Below are 16,619 nucleotides of genomic sequence, written 5' to 3'. Positions count from 1 at the left end.
CGGCAATATCGGGTGATTGCCTGATCGAGCGTCAGGAATTCCCCGGAGCGGTCCGGGAGGCGTTGTTCACGCATCGCCCGCGTTTCCCGTACGTCTGCGCCCCCGCACCGCGATTGCATCCGGTCGTACGAGTAGATTTGCCGATGTGTACGGCCGCTCCCTTGGGCAACAATAGCGAGGGGCGACACGGTTAGATCGCGACCTCCGGGAAAGGGCAACCTGCCTGACCACAGTTCAGGAACTCGACGAGGGCATGGCGATGCACGGTCGGCGAACGACATCTCTGCAAATTCTTGCCTTGACGCTGATTGTCGCTGTATTCGCGCCGCTTCTGGCGGCCTGCGGCCGCCAAGCGGAAACAAAGGAATCGCTTCCGCGTCCGGTCCGGACCACGACGATCGAGAAGCGCGACAGCCTGGTGCCGTTGACTTTCACAGGTCGCATCGAGGCCGAGGACGAAGTGAGCGTCGCCTTTCGAATCTCCGGACGCCTGCTTGCAAACCACACCAAGCTCGGTGACAGGGTTGAGGCCGGACAGTTGCTGGCCCAATTGGAGTCCCAGAACGAGCTGAGCACATTGCGGCAGGCGCAGGCGGCTCTCTCCGCTGCACAGGGCCAACTGACGCAGGCCCGCAACCACTATGAGCGCCAGGAAACGCTGTTGGCGCAGGGGTGGACCACGCGTGCCAATTTCGAGGCGGCAACGCAAGCACGTCAGACCGCCCAATCGCAGGTCGAGGCAGCCGAAGCGCAAGTCAGTTCTGCGCACGATCTCGTCAGTTTCACCGAGCTGCGAGCCGACGCGCCGGGCAAGATCACCGCGACGGGCCCCTCTGCCGGCGAGGTCGTTCAGGCTGGTCAAATGATCGCGAACATCGCGAGGCAGGACGGCCGTGACGCGGTGTTCGACGTTCCGGCCCAGATGGTCAGATCGGCGCCCACCGACGTACAGGTTACCGTCAGCCTCACTGATGATCCGAAGATCACGGCACAGGGCCGTATCCGTCAGGTCGCGGCGCAGGCCGACCCCGTCACCCGCACGTTCGAGGTCAAGGTCGGCTTGACGGACCCGCCGCCAGCCATGCGGCTCGGCGCGACCGTAAACGGTCGCGTCGAAACCGGCTCCGGACCGGTGATCGACATACCGGCAACTGCGCTGACACGGCTAAATCAGCAGCCAGCCGTCTGGATCGTCGATCCATCGACGAATGTCGTGTCGGCACGCAACGTTGACATCCTGCGTTTCGACCAGGCCGACGTCATCATCTCGCAGGGCTTGGACGCAGGCGAGATCATTGTCACCGCGGGCGTTCAGGCAATTCATCCCGGCCAAAAGGTACGCGTGCTCGGGTCAGAGCCATGACCGGCCTCAACCTTTCCGAATGGGCTCTCAAGCGCCGCTCGCTCGTCGTCTATGTCATGATGGTCGCCGTGATCGCCGGTTACCTCGCGTATTTTCGCCTTGGACGAAATGAAGACCCTTCGTTCACCATCAAGACGATGGTCGTTCAGGCGGCCTGGCCGGGGGCAACAGCCGAAGAGACGATGAAACAAGTGACGGAGCGGCTCGAGCGACAGTTGCAGGAAATCCCCCATCTGGACTTCTTGCGCAGCTTCACCCGGGCGGGTCTCGTCACCATCTTCGTCAACCTGAAGGGAAGCGCTAACGCAAGGCAGGTTACCGATACCTGGTATAAGGTAAGGAAGAGCGTCGGAGACATACGCCACACGCTCCCCGCCGGAGTTGTCGGCCCGGGCTTTAACGACGACTTCGGTGACACGTTCGGCATCATCTACGGATTTACCAGCGACGGCTTCACGCAGCGGGAGCTGCGCGATTACGTCGAGAACATCCGCTCGCAATTGCTTCAGGTCCCTGACGTGTCGAAGATCGAACTGCTGGGTGCACAGGACGAGGTGATCTTCGTCGAGTTCTCCAAGCAGGACCTGGCGACCTTAGGCATTGATCGTGCGGCTTTGCTTGGCGCTCTGCAAGCGCAGAATATCGTCCGGCCCGCGGGCACAATCCAGACCGGCAAGGAAAGCATTTCAGTTCGGGTGTCGGGCAGCTTTCAGTCGGAGCAGGACATCGCCAGTGTCAATTTCGTCGCAGGCGGTCGCACGATTCGGCTGAGTGACATCGCGAAGGTGAGGCGCGGGTACGTGGATCCGCCGCAACCGATGTTTCGGGTCAACGGTCAGCCGGCAATTGGGCTCGCTATCGCAATGCGCGATGGCGGCGACATACTTGCGCTCGGCAGGAATATCGAGATGGCGATGACGCAGATCACGGCCAACCTGCCGATTGGGATCGAGCCCGCGCTCGTGGCCGACCAGGCTGTCGTGGTCGGCAATGCCATTGGCGAATTCATGACCTCGCTTCTGCAGGCGGTCGCCATCATCCTCGTGGTGAGTTTCATCAGCCTCGGAATCCGTCCGGGTCTCATCATCGCGCTTGCCATCCCGCTGACGCTCGCCATTGTGTTTCCGCTCATGGAGATCGCCCGCATCGACATGCAACGCATATCGCTTGGCGCACTGATCATCGCGCTCGCACTTCTGGTCGATGACGCGATGACGACTACGGACGCCACACTCAACCGGCTGGCGCGAGGTGACAGCAAGATCGACGCCGCGACATTTGCCTATCGCAGCCATGCCTTTGCCATGCTCGCGGGAACCCTGGTGACGATCGCGGGCTTCATCCCGGTTGGCTTTGCCGCGAGTTCGGCCGGCGAGTATACATTCTCGCTGTTTGCGGTGGTCGCCATCGCGCTCCTGGTGTCGTGGCTCGTTGCCGTGATCTTCACGCCACTCCTGGGTGTGATCATTTTAGTTCCACCGAAACAGAATAACTCGGCCGCGCCCGGCCGGATGCTCCGTTTCTATCGGACGTTTCTTGCGCTGGCGATGCGTACCAAGTGGCTGACCATCGCGATCTCACTGGCGCTCTTTGTGGCGTCGGTTCTTGCGCTTCCGTTGATCCCGCAGCAATTCTTTCCATCGTCCGACAGGCCCGAATTGCTTGTGGACCTCAGTCTCCCGCAGAATGCATCGATCCATGCGAGCGAGACGGCAGCCAGGCGCCTGGATGCAGCATTGACGGGCGATCCGGACGTCCATCACTGGAGCACCAATGTGGGGCGCGGAGCGATCCGCTTCTATCTTCCGCTCAATGTCGAGCTTCCGAACGATTCGTTCACGCAGGCCGTTGTCGTGGCAAACGACGCCGCAGCGCGCGAGCGCCTGCACGTGAGGCTGGAGCGTCTGCTCGCGGAGGAGTTTCCGGCCGCCGTCTCGTCGGTTTCGCCGCTTGGCCTCGGCCCCCCTGTCGGATGGCCGCTGCAATATCGCGTTAGCGGACCGGATGTCGAGCAGGTACGTGAGATTGCGCTCAAGCTTGGGCAGATCGTTGCCTCCGATCCCAGGACCAAGGGCATCAATTTTGATTGGATGGAGCCGGAGCGCCAGCTGCGCATTCAGGTCGACCAGGATGAAGCGCGACGTCTCGGATTGAGCTCGCAAGCGATATCGAGCGTGTTGAACACGGTGATAACTGGCGCAATCGTCACCCAGGTCCGCGACGACATCTATCTGGTCAATGTGGTGGCCCGGGCGATCGATGAACAGCGCATTTCGCTGTCCAACCTGCGTACTCTTCAGGTGCCATTGCCTGGCGGCAGGACGGTGTCGCTCAGCCAGTTCGCGACTTTCGGATATCGCCAGGAGCATCCCCTGATCTGGCGACGCGACCGCATTCCGACCCTGACGGTGCGTGCCGACATCAGCGGTGGAACGCTGCCCGATACGGTGGTGGACGCTCTGTCGCCCGCCATCGGCAAGCTGAGGAAGACACTGCCGGCGTCCTACGATGTGGCCGTCGGTGGGACCGTGGAAGAGAGCCGGAAGTCGCAGGCGTCGGTGCTCGCTGTGGTGCCCATGATGCTGTTCGTCATGTTCACTGTCCTGATGATCCAGTTGCAGAGCTTTCCACGACTGCTAATGGTCGTAAGCGTGGCACCGCTCGGGATGATCGGTGTCGTCGCCGCGTTGTTACTGTCCGGCAGACCGATGGGCTTTGTCACTATTCTTGGCGTTCTGGCTTTGCTCGGCATGATCAGCAAGAACGCCGTGATTCTGATCAGCCAGATCGACGCGGAACGGGCACGGGGCAAGAGTCCGTGGGAGGCGGCGGTGGATGCCAGCAGCTCCCGTTTCCGTCCTATCATGCTGACGGCGGTGTCGACCGTCCTCGGCATGATCCCGATCGCTCCGACCGTATTCTGGGGACCGATGGCTGTCGCAATCATGGGCGGCCTGCTCGTTGCGACCGTGCTGACGCTGGTTTTGCTGCCGACATTGTACGTCGCCTGGTTCGCGGAGAAGGGGCGGGCGGGGGCTTCCGCTCCAACGCCCGCTTAAGCCGCTTTTTTCAGCGACGGGGGAATCCAGATCCGAGACTAGGTCATCACCTCATATTCCGGGCTCCGCCCAAGGCGCATGGTGAACCCGCCGGCAAGTCGATCGGCCAGGATGTTGTGCACTCGCGTGTCGCGAGGTCTTCACATGACCCGCGCGATTCTGTCGACTGGAGCCAACGCCTGGATACCGATGCACTCAGGGACGACGTCGGTACCAATCGCCTCCGAGGGCCGTCTCATCCGCTGGTGATTGCGCCGCCTCAATAGTTCCCTCCGAGCGCGAAGGCAGGAAAGAAAAAGAAGTCCAGCGCGAGCGGAGATGGAAGCCGTTAGCGCATGGTGGCACATGCCGACCAACCTGTTGACCCGAGAACGATACGCACGATTCCCGGAGCGTGCTGGTTGCATATCGGGAACCTGTTATCCCTCGAACACTTCGTGAAGGCTGTTTGCGGCACTTTAGCATCTGTTGCATCTCATTTGAATCCAGCGTCGGATAGTCTGGCACAAACTGCATATTTGATCCCCTCCAGGTCTCACCTCACGGATTCGAGATGTTGATCTGAGACCATTACTACTTGTGGTGTGATCAACTTGACGGTGTATAATCGGCCGACCCCAAGGGCGTCCGTACTCTCATCCAGCGATGGATGCCCTCGCACGCGGGGCAGGACGGCGACTCCCGATATTGAGCTTCAATGTCGGGCGTTGCCGCAGCAGAGTGAGCGCGTACCGTGAAGCCCCATAGCTTTCCCGGCTCCGAGTCAAATCGAACCAGCGGCACAGGGTGGTTGCGGCTCGGTTTCGAAGAAGCCAGCGACCGTCTGTACTGGATGTGCTCAGCCGACTTTCTCTTCGTAATGCGCCCTTCGCTTGGTGGACGCTTCGTCTATGAGGGGATCAATCCGGCCTTCGAGTCGCATCTCGGCATCTCGTCCGACGACATCCGGGAGATGGACGTCTCCAACTGCATGAGCAGGGACGACGCCAGATCCATCTGCGAAGCCCTCCGCGCCTGTCTCGCAGACGGAGCGGAAGTCAGGATTCGCCATCGCCTCGCATTTCGCGGCCGGCCGCAAAATATGGAGACGACCATCGTTCCGGTTGTGGATCCCGCGCCCGTTGGTGCGATCTGGCTGATCGGCAGCCATCGTGCCATGCGCAATGGCGCATTCGAAGCCGCGTCTGGAGGAGCGGAGGACGCACACGTCAGCATCAATTTGGCGTCCATCCAGGAGGATATCCAGCAGCGAATCGCTTCCGATCTCCATGATTCGACATGTCAGCATTTGATTGCCGCGAGCCTCGGTCTCATGCGGATCCGGCGCAACATGAGCGATCCGGTCAGCGTCGAGCGGCTTTGCGATGAGATCGATGCGTCTATCGATGAGGCGCTCAGGGAAATCCGCGCCTTTTCCTATCTGCTGCACCCTCAGAATCTGACGGTCGATAGGCTCAAAGCCGCGATTGAGCGGTACGCCAATGGGTTTGCGGCTCGCACCTCGTTGCGGGTCACGACTACAATCGTGCCCGATGTCGATCGGCTGCCTTACGAGAAGCAGCGCGCCTTGCTGCGGATCGTCCAGGAGGCCCTCACGAACATATTTCGCCATGCCCAAGCGACGGAAGTGAGCATCGTCATCGACGCGACCGACAGCCATTTTCGACTGACGGTCAGCGACAATGGACGGGGGCTCCGCGCCGACTACGCGAAGCAAGGTGCAAAGGCGATGTCCATCGGCGTCGGAATTCCCGCGATGAGGGCAAGACTCGAGCAGATCGGAGGTTCGCTGGACATCCGCTCCGATCCGGCAACACAGCGCTCCGGTACTGTCTTGCGCGCGGTGTTTCCGCATGGGCTGGCGACGAACAGGCGTGGCCGGCGAAAGGCCACGGCCTTTGTGAGGGCGCAGACAGGCACCCATTGAGGGAAGAAGAAGGCTACCGGTGGCGGGTGGAAATGGCTGCCGTGTAATGACATTGGAGTGCTCTGCCATGAAACGCTTTCTTATCGCGGATGATCACGAAGCGGTGCGATCGGGCTTGCGAGCGGTGCTCGAACAGCGAGCCGATTGGGAAGTGGTTGCTGAGGCGAACGACGGCAGCAAGGCGCTGTCCGCGGCAATCGAAAGCCGGCCCCATGTGGCTATCGTCGACTTCTCCATGCCGCGAATGACGGGGGTGGAGGTTGCGCGGCGGATCAGGGACTATCCGTTGCAGACGGAGGTCTTGATCTTCACTGTGTACAAGTCCGGTCTGCTCGCGCAGCAGGCGTTTGAGGCCGGTGCACGCGCGTTTCTGGTGAAATCGGATGCCAACCGATTGCTGTTGGCGGCCGTCGACGCGCTTCTGGTTCACAAGCGTTTCTGCAGCGAAAGCTGTCGGAACGAGCTGGATCACGGCGCGGGCGACGAAGCAGATGTGCGCCGTGGGCTTACGCCACGCGAGCAGCTTGTCGTCAAACTGGTTGCCGAAGGCTACAGCAACAAAGGCATCAGCGCGATCCTGAACCTCAGCGTCAAGACGACTGAGGCACATCGAGCGGCTGCGATGCGTAAGCTGGACGTGAATTCGACCGCAGGCTTGGTCCGGTACGCCGTTCGCGCGCAGCTGGTTGAGGCGTGACGGCGCGTCGACCTGTGGGATCTGCTGGAAGGAGGCCTCGTCGGTACATTCGCCGGGGCGGCTCAGGGTTTTGCATGATGGCGCTTCGAACCGTCTTCGGCATGATCGGTTCGACATTGCTGCTGCCGGTCGTCTCCATCAATTGCGGCCGGAAAACGAGAACGACGCCATGAAACGCATCTTGATTGCGGATGATCATGAAGTCGTACGTTCGGGGCTTCGCGCGATCGTTGAAACGCACTCCAACTGGATCGTCACTGGCGAAGCGACCAATGGTGAGCAAGCCGTCGGATTGGCCCTGGAGACGAGGTCGGACATCGTGATCGTCGACTACTCGATGCCGCTCATGAACGGGTTGGAGGTGAGCCGCCGGCTTAGGGCGGCTGATCTGCGTACGGAAGTGCTGATCCTGACAATGCATGAAGATGAGGAACTGCTGACCGAAGCAATTTTGGCGGGCGTCCGCGGCTTCTTGTTCAAGTCGGATGCCAAAAAGCACCTGATTTCCGCGATCGAGACGCTGCTCGAGGGCAGGCCCTACTTCACCAGCGCCCTGGTCGAGAAGCTGCTTCATGACTACCAGCTCAACAAGCAGGGCAGGTCGGACATGCTGCTGACGTCGCGCGAGCAGTGCGTGGTCCAATTGATTGCGGAAGGACATACCAACAGGTCTATAAGTACCATTTTAGAGCTGAGCGTGAAGACGGTCGAGACCCATCGTGCCTCGGCGATGCGCAAGCTCGGGATGTCGTCGACGGCCGAACTGGTCCGCTATGCCATTCGCAAGAAACTGGTGGCACCCTGAACAGGAAGCGCCGATTGCGCCATCTTCAGGTAATTGCGATTGGCGTCAAACACACCGAACTGAAAATAGCCAAAACCCTGCAGATTGAACTTCAGTCTGGCCAAAGGTCCATTGATCGGTTTAGCCGACCTGACGCCGGTCACCGCCCGTCGCATTGCCGGCGATCTCGCTGGTGTAGCCAAACTGGAAATCGATACCCGCATTCAACAGCCGGGTTCTTGCGCCGTCCCAGTCGCCGAACAGCCACGGCACCGGTGCCGGACTGATCGCACCTCCGGGGATCGTGAGATCGGCGGCATAAGCGGCGTGGCTGCCTGGACAGGCGACCATCGCCGACAGACCCTAACCAGAGAAGCGCCGCCGGATGCTTCGCTCGCTGGCCGGAGGATGCCATCATGAGGTCGCTCCCGGCTTCAATCCTTCAATGCATAGGCAATGACGTAATCGCCGCGCCTGGTGCCGAACGAGCCGTGGCCGCCGGCCGCGGTGACGACATATTGCTTGCCGTCGACCTCGTAGCTCATCGGCGTCGATTGGGCGCCGGCCGGCAAGCGATCTTCCCAAAGCACCCTGCCGTCGCGCACGTCGTAGGCCCGGATCGTGTACTCGTAAGTCCCCGTGTAGAACGCGACCCCGCCGGCGGTCGTGATCGGCCCACCCAGCATCGGTACGCCCATCCTGAAGGGCAGCGGCCGCGGCGTGGTGTCCCGGATCGTGCCGTTGGGATGCTGCCAGACGATCTTCATCGTCTTCAAATCGATCGCAGCCATCGAGCCCCATGGCGGCCGGTAGCACGGCACGGAAAGTGGCGAGAGGAAGCTTTGGATATCCACCCCGAACGGCGTGCCATACATCGGCTGCGTCCCAACCTCGCTGCCGACCGGCTTCTCGGCCGTCGGCGCCGGAGGATTTTGCGGGCCGCGCGGAATGAGCCGTGATGCGAACGGCAACGACATCGGGTTGGCGATGGCGATCTGTCTCACGGGATCGACCGCGATGCCGCCCCATTCGAACATGCCGAGATTGCCGGGGAATACGAGCGTGCCCCGCAGCGACGGCGGCGTGAACGTGCCCTCGTAACGCAGCCGGTGGAACATGATCCGGCACAGCAGCTGGTCGAAGATCGTGCCGCCCCACATGTCCGCGCCGGTCAGTTTCGCCTCGGGGCGGAATGTCAGCTCGGAGAACGGCTGGGTCGGCGCGGTGCGGTCGCCGGGTGCGGCTCCTTGCGGGACGGGACGCTCCGGCGCCAGCACGATCAGTTCGCCGGTCCTTCGATCGAGCACAAAGATGTTGCCGACCTTGGTCGGCTGGATGATCGCGGGAACGACGCCCCTGGCGGTGGTCACATCGACCAGGCTCGGTTGTGAGGGAACGTCCATGTCCCAGAGGTCGTGATGCACCGTCTGGTACGACCAGGCGCGCTTGCCGGTGTTGACGTCGAGCGCGACGATCGAGCTGGAATAGCGCTCGACCAGCGCATTGCGATTGCCGCCCCAGATGTCCGGCCCGTTATTGCCGGTGGGGATGTAGACCAGGTTCAATTTCGGATCGAACGAGGCCGCGATCCACGAATTCGGCGAACCGTTGGTGTAGTGACGCGTCGGCGACGGCAGCTCATTCTCGTCCGCCGCGCCGGAGTCCCAGGCCCAAACCAGCTTGCCGGTGTAGACGTCGAAGCCGCGGATCACGCCCGAAGGCACCTCGACCGCATAATTGTCGATCACCGCGGCGGCGACGACCAGGATCTTGTCGCTGACAACCGGCGGTGACGTCGGCTCGAAGAAGCCTGCCGTCTTGATCCCCATGCCTTGCTGGAGGTCGAGGCTGCCGTGATCGCCAAAACTCTCGCACAGCTTGCCGGTGTCGGCATCGAGCGCGATCATGCGCCCGTCATTGACGGGCAGGAAGATCCGACGGGGGCATTCGGCGGGCGCGGGACTGCCGCTGCTGTCGACGGCACCCGCCGCGGTTTCGTGGTAGGAGACCCCGCGGCATGTCATGTGCTGGAACGTCTTGTTGAACACCAGCTTGGGATCGTATCTCCAACGTTCCTTGCCGGTTTTGGCGTCGAGCGCAAACAGCACCTGGTGCTGCGAGCAAAGATAGAGCGTGTCGCGCACCTTGATCGGCGTGACCTCGAAGGTCGTCTCGCCTGAATCCTCTGGCGTCGGGACGTCGCCGGTGCGGAAGGTCCAAGCGACCTGGAGCTTGCCGACATTGTCAGGCGTGATCTGCTTCAGCGGCGAATAGCGCTGTCCGAATTGCGTGCGTCCATACGCCCGCCAATCGGCATCAGGCTGGGGGTCGGCTTCGCTTTGCGGCACGATCGACGCTTGCTCGATGATCGAGCCGTTGATGTCGTGATAGCTGGACAGAAGCGCGATGATGAGTACGGCGGAAGCTGCGGCAACGCCGATCCAGAGCGGCAGCGTCGCGCTTCGGTAGGACACCGGCTCGTCTCGCAGCAGCCCGCGAACGATCACCGGCGTGAGAAGCCAGAGCGCCATGGGGAACACGATGTTGCCGCGCGATGCGAGCGGCCACCAGTCGAATTGAACCTCAGAGACGGCCCATCCCAGCGTGCCAACCAGCACGATCGCAAACAGCCATAGCGCCGAGCGGCGCTGTGCGAGCAGCAATGCACCAGTGGCGAGAATGCCGACACCGAGAACAACATAGAAGATGGACCCCCCCAATTCGGCGAGCCAGAGGCCACCGCCGGCGAGCACCAGACCGATCAGGGCATAGATGAGACCCGTGATAAAGACTGCCCTGGATCGCTGCATGGCTGCTCCGGCGCGGCAACGGGATCGAGCCTGCGCAAGCGCAACAGACGACCTCCACTTTCAAGAACTGTGGTCCAATCAACCAGGACTGGCAACCGCCAACTGCTGCATTCATGTAACATCTGCGCGCAAAGTCGCGACGCACTATGCTGTGGAAGCAAAGTTCTTTTAAATGCACACGTAATGTCTGGCGTCATCCGCAGTCGCCGCTAAACCTCGGGAACCACATCCGTCATGTATCTCGGCATCGATCTCGGCACCTCGGCGGTCAAGACCGTTCTCGTCGACGGCGCGCAGCGCGTGATTGCGAGCGAGAGCCGGGCGTTGACGATCGCCTCGCCGCAGCCGGGCTATTTCGAGCAGGATCCCGCGCAGTGGCTCGAGGCGACCTTTGCCACGCTGGACGCCTTGAAGGCATCGCACGGAAAAGAGCTGGCAGCGGTCGAAGGCATCGGGCTGTCCGGCCAGATGCATGGCGCCACGCTGCTTGATGCGAGCGAAAAGCCATTGCGGCCTTGCATTCTCTGGAACGACGGACGCTCCGCCGCGGAGTGTCGCATCCTGGAGCAGCGCTGGCCCGCCCTGCGTGCGATCACAGGCAACAAGGCGATGCCCGGATTCACCGCGCCCAAACTGCTCTGGATCGCTGCACACGAGCCCGAGATTTTTGCGGCAACGACACGCGTCCTGATGCCGAAGGCCTATCTGCGGCTGGTGCTATCGGGCGAGGCGATCGAAGACGTCTCGGACGCGTCGGGATCGTTGTGGCTCGACGCGGCGCGCCGGGACTGGTCAGATGCCGCATTGGCCGCGACCGGCCTGTCGCGCGCGCACATGCCGCGCCTGGTCGAGGGGTGCGCGCCCGCGGCGACATTGCGCAGCGAACTGGCGCAGCGCTGGGGCATGGCGAGGTGCCCGATGATCGCGGGCGGCGCTGGCGACAATCCGGCGGGTGCCATCGGCATCGGCGCGATCAGGCCCGGAACCGCGTTCATCTCGCTGGGAACCTCAGGCGCCGTGCTGGCGCCGACCAGCCACATGGCCGCCAATCCGGACCGCGTGGTCCACACCTTCTGCCATGCAATCCCTGGCATGTGGATTCAGGCCGGCGCGATCCTCTCGGCGGCCTCGTGTCTGGCCTGGGCCGCGCGGCTGTTCGGCGTCACGGAAGCCGAGCTGCTGGCGCCACTGGGGGCGCGCCCGCAGGCGCCGTCTCCCGTGAGCTTCCTGCCTTATCTCGCCGGCGAGCGGACGCCGCATGACGACCCCGTCGTACGCGGCATGCTCGATGGCTTGAGCCACGGCACCGACCGCGCGGCGATCGTGCAGGCCGTGCTCGAGGGCGTCGCCTTCGCCCTCGCCGATTGCCGGGACGCGCTCAGCGACGCCGGCATTGCGGTAACGGAAGCCGACGTCATCGGCGGCGGATCGCGATCCCGGTTCTGGCTGTCGGTGCTGGCCAGCGTCCTGAATGTTCCGATTCATCGCTTTGCCGACGGTGAAACCGGAGCCGCGTTCGGTGCGGCGAGATTGGGGCGGCTTGCTGTCACCGGCGAGGCAATCGCTGCCGTATGCACGTCCCCGCAGCGCGTCGAAACCTTCGAACCCGATGGCGCGCTGGTCGAATCCTACGCCGAACGGCTTCCCGCCTGGCATGAACTGTATCGGCCGCGCCACTAGCGTCGATTCACGTCGGTATTTCTGCCTGTTCGCTGTTGCCCTGTGCTGCGGCCTTTTGTTTAATGGCGAACCGCGCTTCAAAAACGAGATGCGGACAGGAAATGCATTGTGCGCCGGGAGGCACGATGAACGATCCGATCCTCGAGATGCGGGGAGTTTCAAAATCCTTCTTCGGCATCAAGGCGCTGCGCGCGGTTGATCTCACCGTCCATGCCGGCGAGATCCATGCCTTGATGGGCGAGAACGGCGCCGGCAAATCGACCCTGATGAAAATCCTGTCGGGCGCCTACCGGCCCGATCCCGGCGGCGAGATCCGCATCGAGGGCAAGCCGGTGCGCATCGAGGGACCGCTTGGCGGCCGTGCCGCGGGCATCTCGATCATCTATCAGGAACTGTCTTTGGCCCCCAATCTGAGCGTTGCGGAGAATATTTATCTCGGCCGCGAGATCTCGCGTTCAGGTTTGCTGGCGCGCGGCACCATGCGCGAGGGCGTCGGCCCGATCCTGGAGCGGCTGGGGGCGGACTTCCTGCCATCGACATTGGTCGCGCATCTCTCCATGGGCCAGCGCCAGCTCGTCGAGATCGCGCGTGCGCTGCACGCGCGCTCGAAAATCCTGATCATGGACGAGCCGACCACCGCGCTGTCGGCCGGCGAGAGCGAGCGGCTGTTTGCGCTGATCCGTCAGCTCCGTGCCGAGGGGCTTGCCATCATCTACATCTCGCACCGCATGGACGAGGTCTACGCGCTCGGTGACCGCGTCACCGTGCTGCGCGACGGCCGCCTGGTCGGCTCGCTCGACAAGCAGGACATCCGCGCCGACGCCATCGTTCGCATGATGGTCGGACGCGATGTCTCGTCTTTCTATAAAAAGGATCATGATCCCGAGGCCGGGAAGGGGCATCCCGTGCTCAGCGCGATCGACGTGGCCGATGGGCTGCGCGTCAGGGGCTGCTCGCTCACCGTGCATGCCGGCGAGGTGGTGGGGCTTGCCGGCCTGATCGGCGCCGGCCGCACCGAGCTTGCGCATCTCATCATCGGCGCGGCGCCGAGAATTTCGGGCCGTCTCGAACTCGAAGGCCAGCCAATTGACATCCGCACGCCCGGCGAAGCGCTCGAGGCCGGCATCGCCTACCTGACCGAGGACCGGAAGGCGCTTGGCCTGTTCCTCGACATGTCATGTCTGGACAACATCAACCTCGCCGTGCTCGGGCGCGATGCCAAGCTCGGCTGGTTCCTGGATCGCGACAAGGCGCGCGAGCGCGCCGACAGGGCTTTTGCGGGTCTCAGCATCCGCGCCGCCAATGTCGGTGTCCCCGCGGGTGGCCTGTCCGGCGGCAACCAGCAGAAGGTATTGTTGTCGCGGCTTCTGGCGATTGCGCCGAAGGTCCTGATCCTGGACGAGCCGACGCGCGGCGTTGACGTCGGCGCCAAGTCCGAGATCTATTCGATCATCGACAATCTTGCCAAGGCCGGCACCGCGATCCTCGTCATCTCATCCGATCTCCCTGAAATCATCGGCATCTGCGACCGGGTCATCGTGATGCGGTCGGGACTTGTCGCGGGCGAGGTCAGGCGTACCGAGACGGCGCCATTAACCCAGGAAGACATCATGGCCCTCGCTACGGGGACGGAGCATCTCGATGCCTGACAACGGATCGACACAGGCGAAGGCCGCCACGGCAAACGGACTTGCCGCCGCCCAGGAAACCAAGCGCCAGCGCATCAGGCTCCTGATCCGCGCGGCCGGCATGCTGCCGGTGCTGCTGCTGCTATGCGCCGGCTTTCATTATCTGTCGGATGGTCGTTTCTTCACCGGCCAAAATCTCGGCATCGTTCTGCAGCAGGCTGCCGTCAACACCGTGCTCGCCGCGGGCATGACTTTCGTCATCCTCACCGGGGGCATCGATCTCTCGGTTGGCTCGATCCTGGCGGCGTCGGCAATGGCTGGCCTGACGATGTCGAAACTGCCCGAGCTCGGCGCGCTGTGGCTGCCAGCCGCCGTTCTCACCGGTCTCGGCTTCGGAATCGTCAATGGCGCGCTGATCGCGCTGCTGCGCTTGCCACCCTTCATCGTCACGCTGGGCTCGCTCACCGCCGTGCGCGGTCTGGCGCGGCTGCTCGGCGCCGACACCACGGTGTTCAACCCGTCCATTCCCTACGCCTTCATCGGCAACGGCTCGCTGACGCTTGTGCCCGGCGTGGCATCGATCCCATGGCTCTCGGTGATCGCACTGCTCGTGATCCTCGTTTCGTGGCTCGTGCTGCGCCGGACCGTGCTCGGCGTGCATATCTACGCGGTGGGCGGCAACGAAAGCGCGGCGCGGTTGGCCGGCATCAAGGTCTGGGCCGTCCTGATCTTCGTCTATGGCGTGTCGGGATTGCTGGCCGGGTTGGGCGGCGCCATGCAGGCGGCGCGGCTCTACGCGGCAAACGGGCTGCAGCTCGGGCAGAGCTACGAGCTCGACGCCATTACCGCAGTCATTCTCGGCGGCACGTCCTTCGTCGGTGGCATCGGCTCGATCTGGGGAACGCTGGTCGGCGCGCTGATCATTGCCGTGCTCTCGAACGGCCTGATCCTCACCGGCGTTTCCGATATCTGGCAATATGTGATCAAGGGCCTGGTGATCATCGGCGCCGTGGCGCTGGATCGCTATCGGCTGCAAGGCTCAGCCAGAACATGAACGGCTCGGCGCGCACATGAGCGCGGATGCGAAATTCCGTTGCGGCAACTGGTCTGCCGTGCCGGGTTTGATGACAGACCAGGGAGGAAGCCAATGTTGAAGATGACCACGCTTGCCGGCGCCGCGATGGCGCTCGCCCTGACCACCGCGCCGTCCTCTGCCAAGGAGCTCAAGTCGATCGGCGTCTCGCTGGGGTCGATGGGCAATCCGTTCTTCGTCGCGCTGTCGAAGGGCGCCGAGTTCGAGGCCAAGAAGACCAATCCCAATGTGAAGATCACCGCCGTCGGCTTCGAATACGACCTCGGCAAGCAGGTCACCCAGATCGACAATTTCATTGCTGCGGGCGTGGACCTGATCCTGTTGAACCCGGGCGATCCCAAGGCGATCGGGCCGGCGATCAAGAAGGCGCAGGCGGCGGGTATCGTCGTCGTCGCGGTCGACACCGCGGCCGAAGGCGCCGATGCCACGGTGACCACGAACAACGTCCAGGCCGGCGAGATTTCCTGCCAGTACATCGTCGACAAGCTCGGCGGTAAAGGCGATGTCATCATCGAGAACGGGCCGCAGGTCTCAGCGGTCATCGATCGCGTCACCGGCTGCAAGAGCGTCTTCGCGAAGAATGCGGGGATCAAGGTGCTGTCCAGCGACCAGGACGGCAAAGGTTCGCGTGAGGGCGGCCTCACCGTCGCGCAGGGCTATCTGACCCGCTTCCCCAAGATCGACGCCATCTTCGCCATCAACGATCCGCAGGCGATCGGCACTGACCTTGCGGCGCGCCAGCAGAACCGCAGCGGCATCATCATCACTGCGGTCGACGGCGCGCCCGACATCGAGGCCGCGCTCAAGGATCCGGCGTCGCCGCAGATCCAGGCGTCAGCGTCGCAGGACCCGTTCTTCATGGCGCGGCGCGCCGTGCAGGTCGGCGTCGGCATTCTCAATGGGCAGAAGCCGGCCTCGACCGTCGAACTGCTGCCGTCGAAGCTCGTGACCCGGGACAATATCAAGGATTACAAGGGCTGGACGTCGGACCGTTCGCAGTAAAACCCCGCAGTTTTTGCTGGCTTCGGCCTGATTCGAGAGGAGCGCCCGGGAATCCCGCCCGGGCGCGCCTGTGAGGTTGACCCCAGCGGCCGATATGTCAAAGAAGGGAGAGTTTTCGACGGTGGTGTCAACCGCGCCTGTCGGTTGTCATCGGGAGCAAGTCTATATTATGAGCCAGCGGGTCGCTCTCATCACCGGCGTGACGGGCCAGGACGGGGCCTATCTGGCTGAGCATCTGCTGTCGCTCGGCTATATCGTGCACGGCATCAAGCGGCGCTCGTCCTCGTTCAACACCGCACGGGTCGACCATCTTTACCAGGATCCGCATGTCGGCGATGTGCCGTTCCTGATGCATTACGGCGACATGACGGATTCGACCAATCTGATCCGCCTGATGCAGCAGATCCGGCCGACCGAGATCTACAATCTCGCAGCGCAAAGCCACGTCGCCGTCAGCTTCGAAAGCCCGGAATACACCGCCAACGCCGACGCCATCGGCGTGCTGCGGCTGCTCGAAGCGATCCGCATCCTCGGCATGGAGAAGGAGACGCGGTTCTACCAGGCCTCGACCTCCGA

12 protein-coding genes are annotated in these 16,619 nt (G+C 62.8%); 10 read left to right on the top strand and 2 right to left on the bottom strand.

Translation table 11 applies throughout. From position 1 onward, the window contains the following. Window positions 1-259: 259 nt before the first annotated feature. The 5 genes from YUA_RS0128480 (at window position 260) to YUA_RS0128460 (ending at window position 7,851) form a co-directional block, all read left to right on the top strand. Window positions 260-1,363, top strand: coding sequence for an efflux RND transporter periplasmic adaptor subunit (locus tag YUA_RS0128480; RefSeq protein WP_051383447.1), 1,104 nt, complete (start codon window positions 260-262; stop codon window positions 1,361-1,363). After that, window positions 1,360-4,422, top strand: coding sequence for an efflux RND transporter permease subunit (locus YUA_RS0128475; protein ID WP_027533760.1), 3,063 nt, complete (start codon window positions 1,360-1,362; stop codon window positions 4,420-4,422). The genes YUA_RS0128480 and YUA_RS0128475 overlap by 4 nt, the downstream gene beginning before the upstream one ends. Before the next feature lie 832 nt (window positions 4,423-5,254). Continuing rightward, window positions 5,255-6,349, top strand: a complete 1,095-nt coding sequence (locus tag YUA_RS0128470) for an ATP-binding protein (protein WP_371259919.1) — start codon at window positions 5,255-5,257, stop codon at window positions 6,347-6,349. Window positions 6,350-6,416: 67 nt separating this feature from the next. After that, a complete protein-coding gene (locus YUA_RS0128465) occupies window positions 6,417-7,046 on the top strand; it encodes a response regulator transcription factor (protein WP_027533758.1) in 630 nt (209 codons plus the stop codon). Window positions 7,047-7,215: 169 nt separating this feature from the next. Further along, the gene (locus YUA_RS0128460) at window positions 7,216-7,851 is read left to right on the top strand and encodes a response regulator transcription factor (protein WP_027533757.1); all 636 of its coding nucleotides are present in this window, start codon (window positions 7,216-7,218) and stop codon (window positions 7,849-7,851) included. Between the two features lie 120 nt (window positions 7,852-7,971). Here the strand turns inward: YUA_RS0128460 and YUA_RS0128455 are convergent, their stop codons facing one another. Then, the gene (locus YUA_RS0128455) at window positions 7,972-8,181 is read right to left on the bottom strand and encodes a hypothetical protein (protein WP_027533756.1); all 210 of its coding nucleotides are present in this window, start codon (window positions 8,179-8,181) and stop codon (window positions 7,972-7,974) included. 83 nt (window positions 8,182-8,264) lie between these two features. Beyond that, the gene (locus YUA_RS0128450; protein ID WP_027533755.1) at window positions 8,265-10,640 is read right to left on the bottom strand and encodes a glucose/quinate/shikimate family membrane-bound PQQ-dependent dehydrogenase; all 2,376 of its coding nucleotides are present in this window, start codon (window positions 10,638-10,640) and stop codon (window positions 8,265-8,267) included. Between the two features lie 234 nt (window positions 10,641-10,874). Between YUA_RS0128450 and xylB the strand changes: the two genes are divergently transcribed. From xylB to YUA_RS0128425, 5 genes are all read left to right on the top strand, one after another. Next, a complete protein-coding gene (gene xylB / locus YUA_RS0128445) occupies window positions 10,875-12,320 on the top strand; it encodes a xylulokinase (protein ID WP_027533754.1) in 1,446 nt (481 codons plus the stop codon). A gap of 125 nt (window positions 12,321-12,445) precedes the next feature. Beyond that, window positions 12,446-13,969, top strand: a complete 1,524-nt coding sequence (locus YUA_RS0128440; protein WP_027533753.1) for a sugar ABC transporter ATP-binding protein — start codon at window positions 12,446-12,448, stop codon at window positions 13,967-13,969. Continuing rightward, entirely contained in the window at window positions 13,962-15,002 is a 1,041-nt protein-coding gene (locus tag YUA_RS0128435; protein ID WP_027533752.1) for a ribose ABC transporter permease, read from the top strand. Before YUA_RS0128440 ends, YUA_RS0128435 begins: the two co-directional genes overlap by 8 nt. 93 nt (window positions 15,003-15,095) lie before the next feature. Beyond that, a complete protein-coding gene (locus YUA_RS0128430) occupies window positions 15,096-16,043 on the top strand; it encodes an ABC transporter substrate-binding protein (RefSeq protein WP_027533751.1) in 948 nt (315 codons plus the stop codon). Window positions 16,044-16,212: 169 nt separating this feature from the next. Continuing rightward, window positions 16,213-16,619 (top strand): GDP-mannose 4,6-dehydratase (locus YUA_RS0128425; protein ID WP_035972108.1); only part of this gene is annotated, 407 nt, incomplete at its 3' end.

Source organism: Bradyrhizobium sp. WSM3983 (assembly GCF_000473045.1).
In the GTDB taxonomy this organism is placed as follows: Bacteria; Pseudomonadota; Alphaproteobacteria; order Rhizobiales; family Xanthobacteraceae; genus Bradyrhizobium.
This window is presented reverse-complemented; position numbering and strand designations above follow the sequence as displayed.

What these genes read in the sequence shown, in the direction of transcription:
- YUA_RS0128480 (WP_051383447.1), top strand. Translation starts at nt 260, where the DNA reads ATGCACGGTCGGCGAACGACATCTCTGCAAATTCTTGCCTTGACGCTG.
- YUA_RS0128475 (WP_027533760.1), top strand. Translation starts at nt 1,360, where the DNA reads ATGACCGGCCTCAACCTTTCCGAATGGGCTCTCAAGCGCCGCTCGCTC.
- YUA_RS0128470 (WP_371259919.1), top strand. Translation starts at nt 5,255, where the DNA reads ATGTGCTCAGCCGACTTTCTCTTCGTAATGCGCCCTTCGCTTGGTGGA.
- YUA_RS0128465 (WP_027533758.1), top strand. Translation starts at nt 6,417, where the DNA reads ATGAAACGCTTTCTTATCGCGGATGATCACGAAGCGGTGCGATCGGGC.
- YUA_RS0128460 (WP_027533757.1), top strand. Translation starts at nt 7,216, where the DNA reads ATGAAACGCATCTTGATTGCGGATGATCATGAAGTCGTACGTTCGGGG.
- YUA_RS0128455 (WP_027533756.1), bottom strand. Translation starts at nt 8,181, where the DNA reads ATGGTCGCCTGTCCAGGCAGCCACGCCGCTTATGCCGCCGATCTCACG.
- YUA_RS0128450 (WP_027533755.1), bottom strand. Translation starts at nt 10,640, where the DNA reads ATGCAGCGATCCAGGGCAGTCTTTATCACGGGTCTCATCTATGCCCTG.
- xylB (WP_027533754.1), top strand. Translation starts at nt 10,875, where the DNA reads ATGTATCTCGGCATCGATCTCGGCACCTCGGCGGTCAAGACCGTTCTC.
- YUA_RS0128440 (WP_027533753.1), top strand. Translation starts at nt 12,446, where the DNA reads ATGAACGATCCGATCCTCGAGATGCGGGGAGTTTCAAAATCCTTCTTC.
- YUA_RS0128435 (WP_027533752.1), top strand. Translation starts at nt 13,962, where the DNA reads ATGCCTGACAACGGATCGACACAGGCGAAGGCCGCCACGGCAAACGGA.
- YUA_RS0128430 (WP_027533751.1), top strand. Translation starts at nt 15,096, where the DNA reads ATGTTGAAGATGACCACGCTTGCCGGCGCCGCGATGGCGCTCGCCCTG.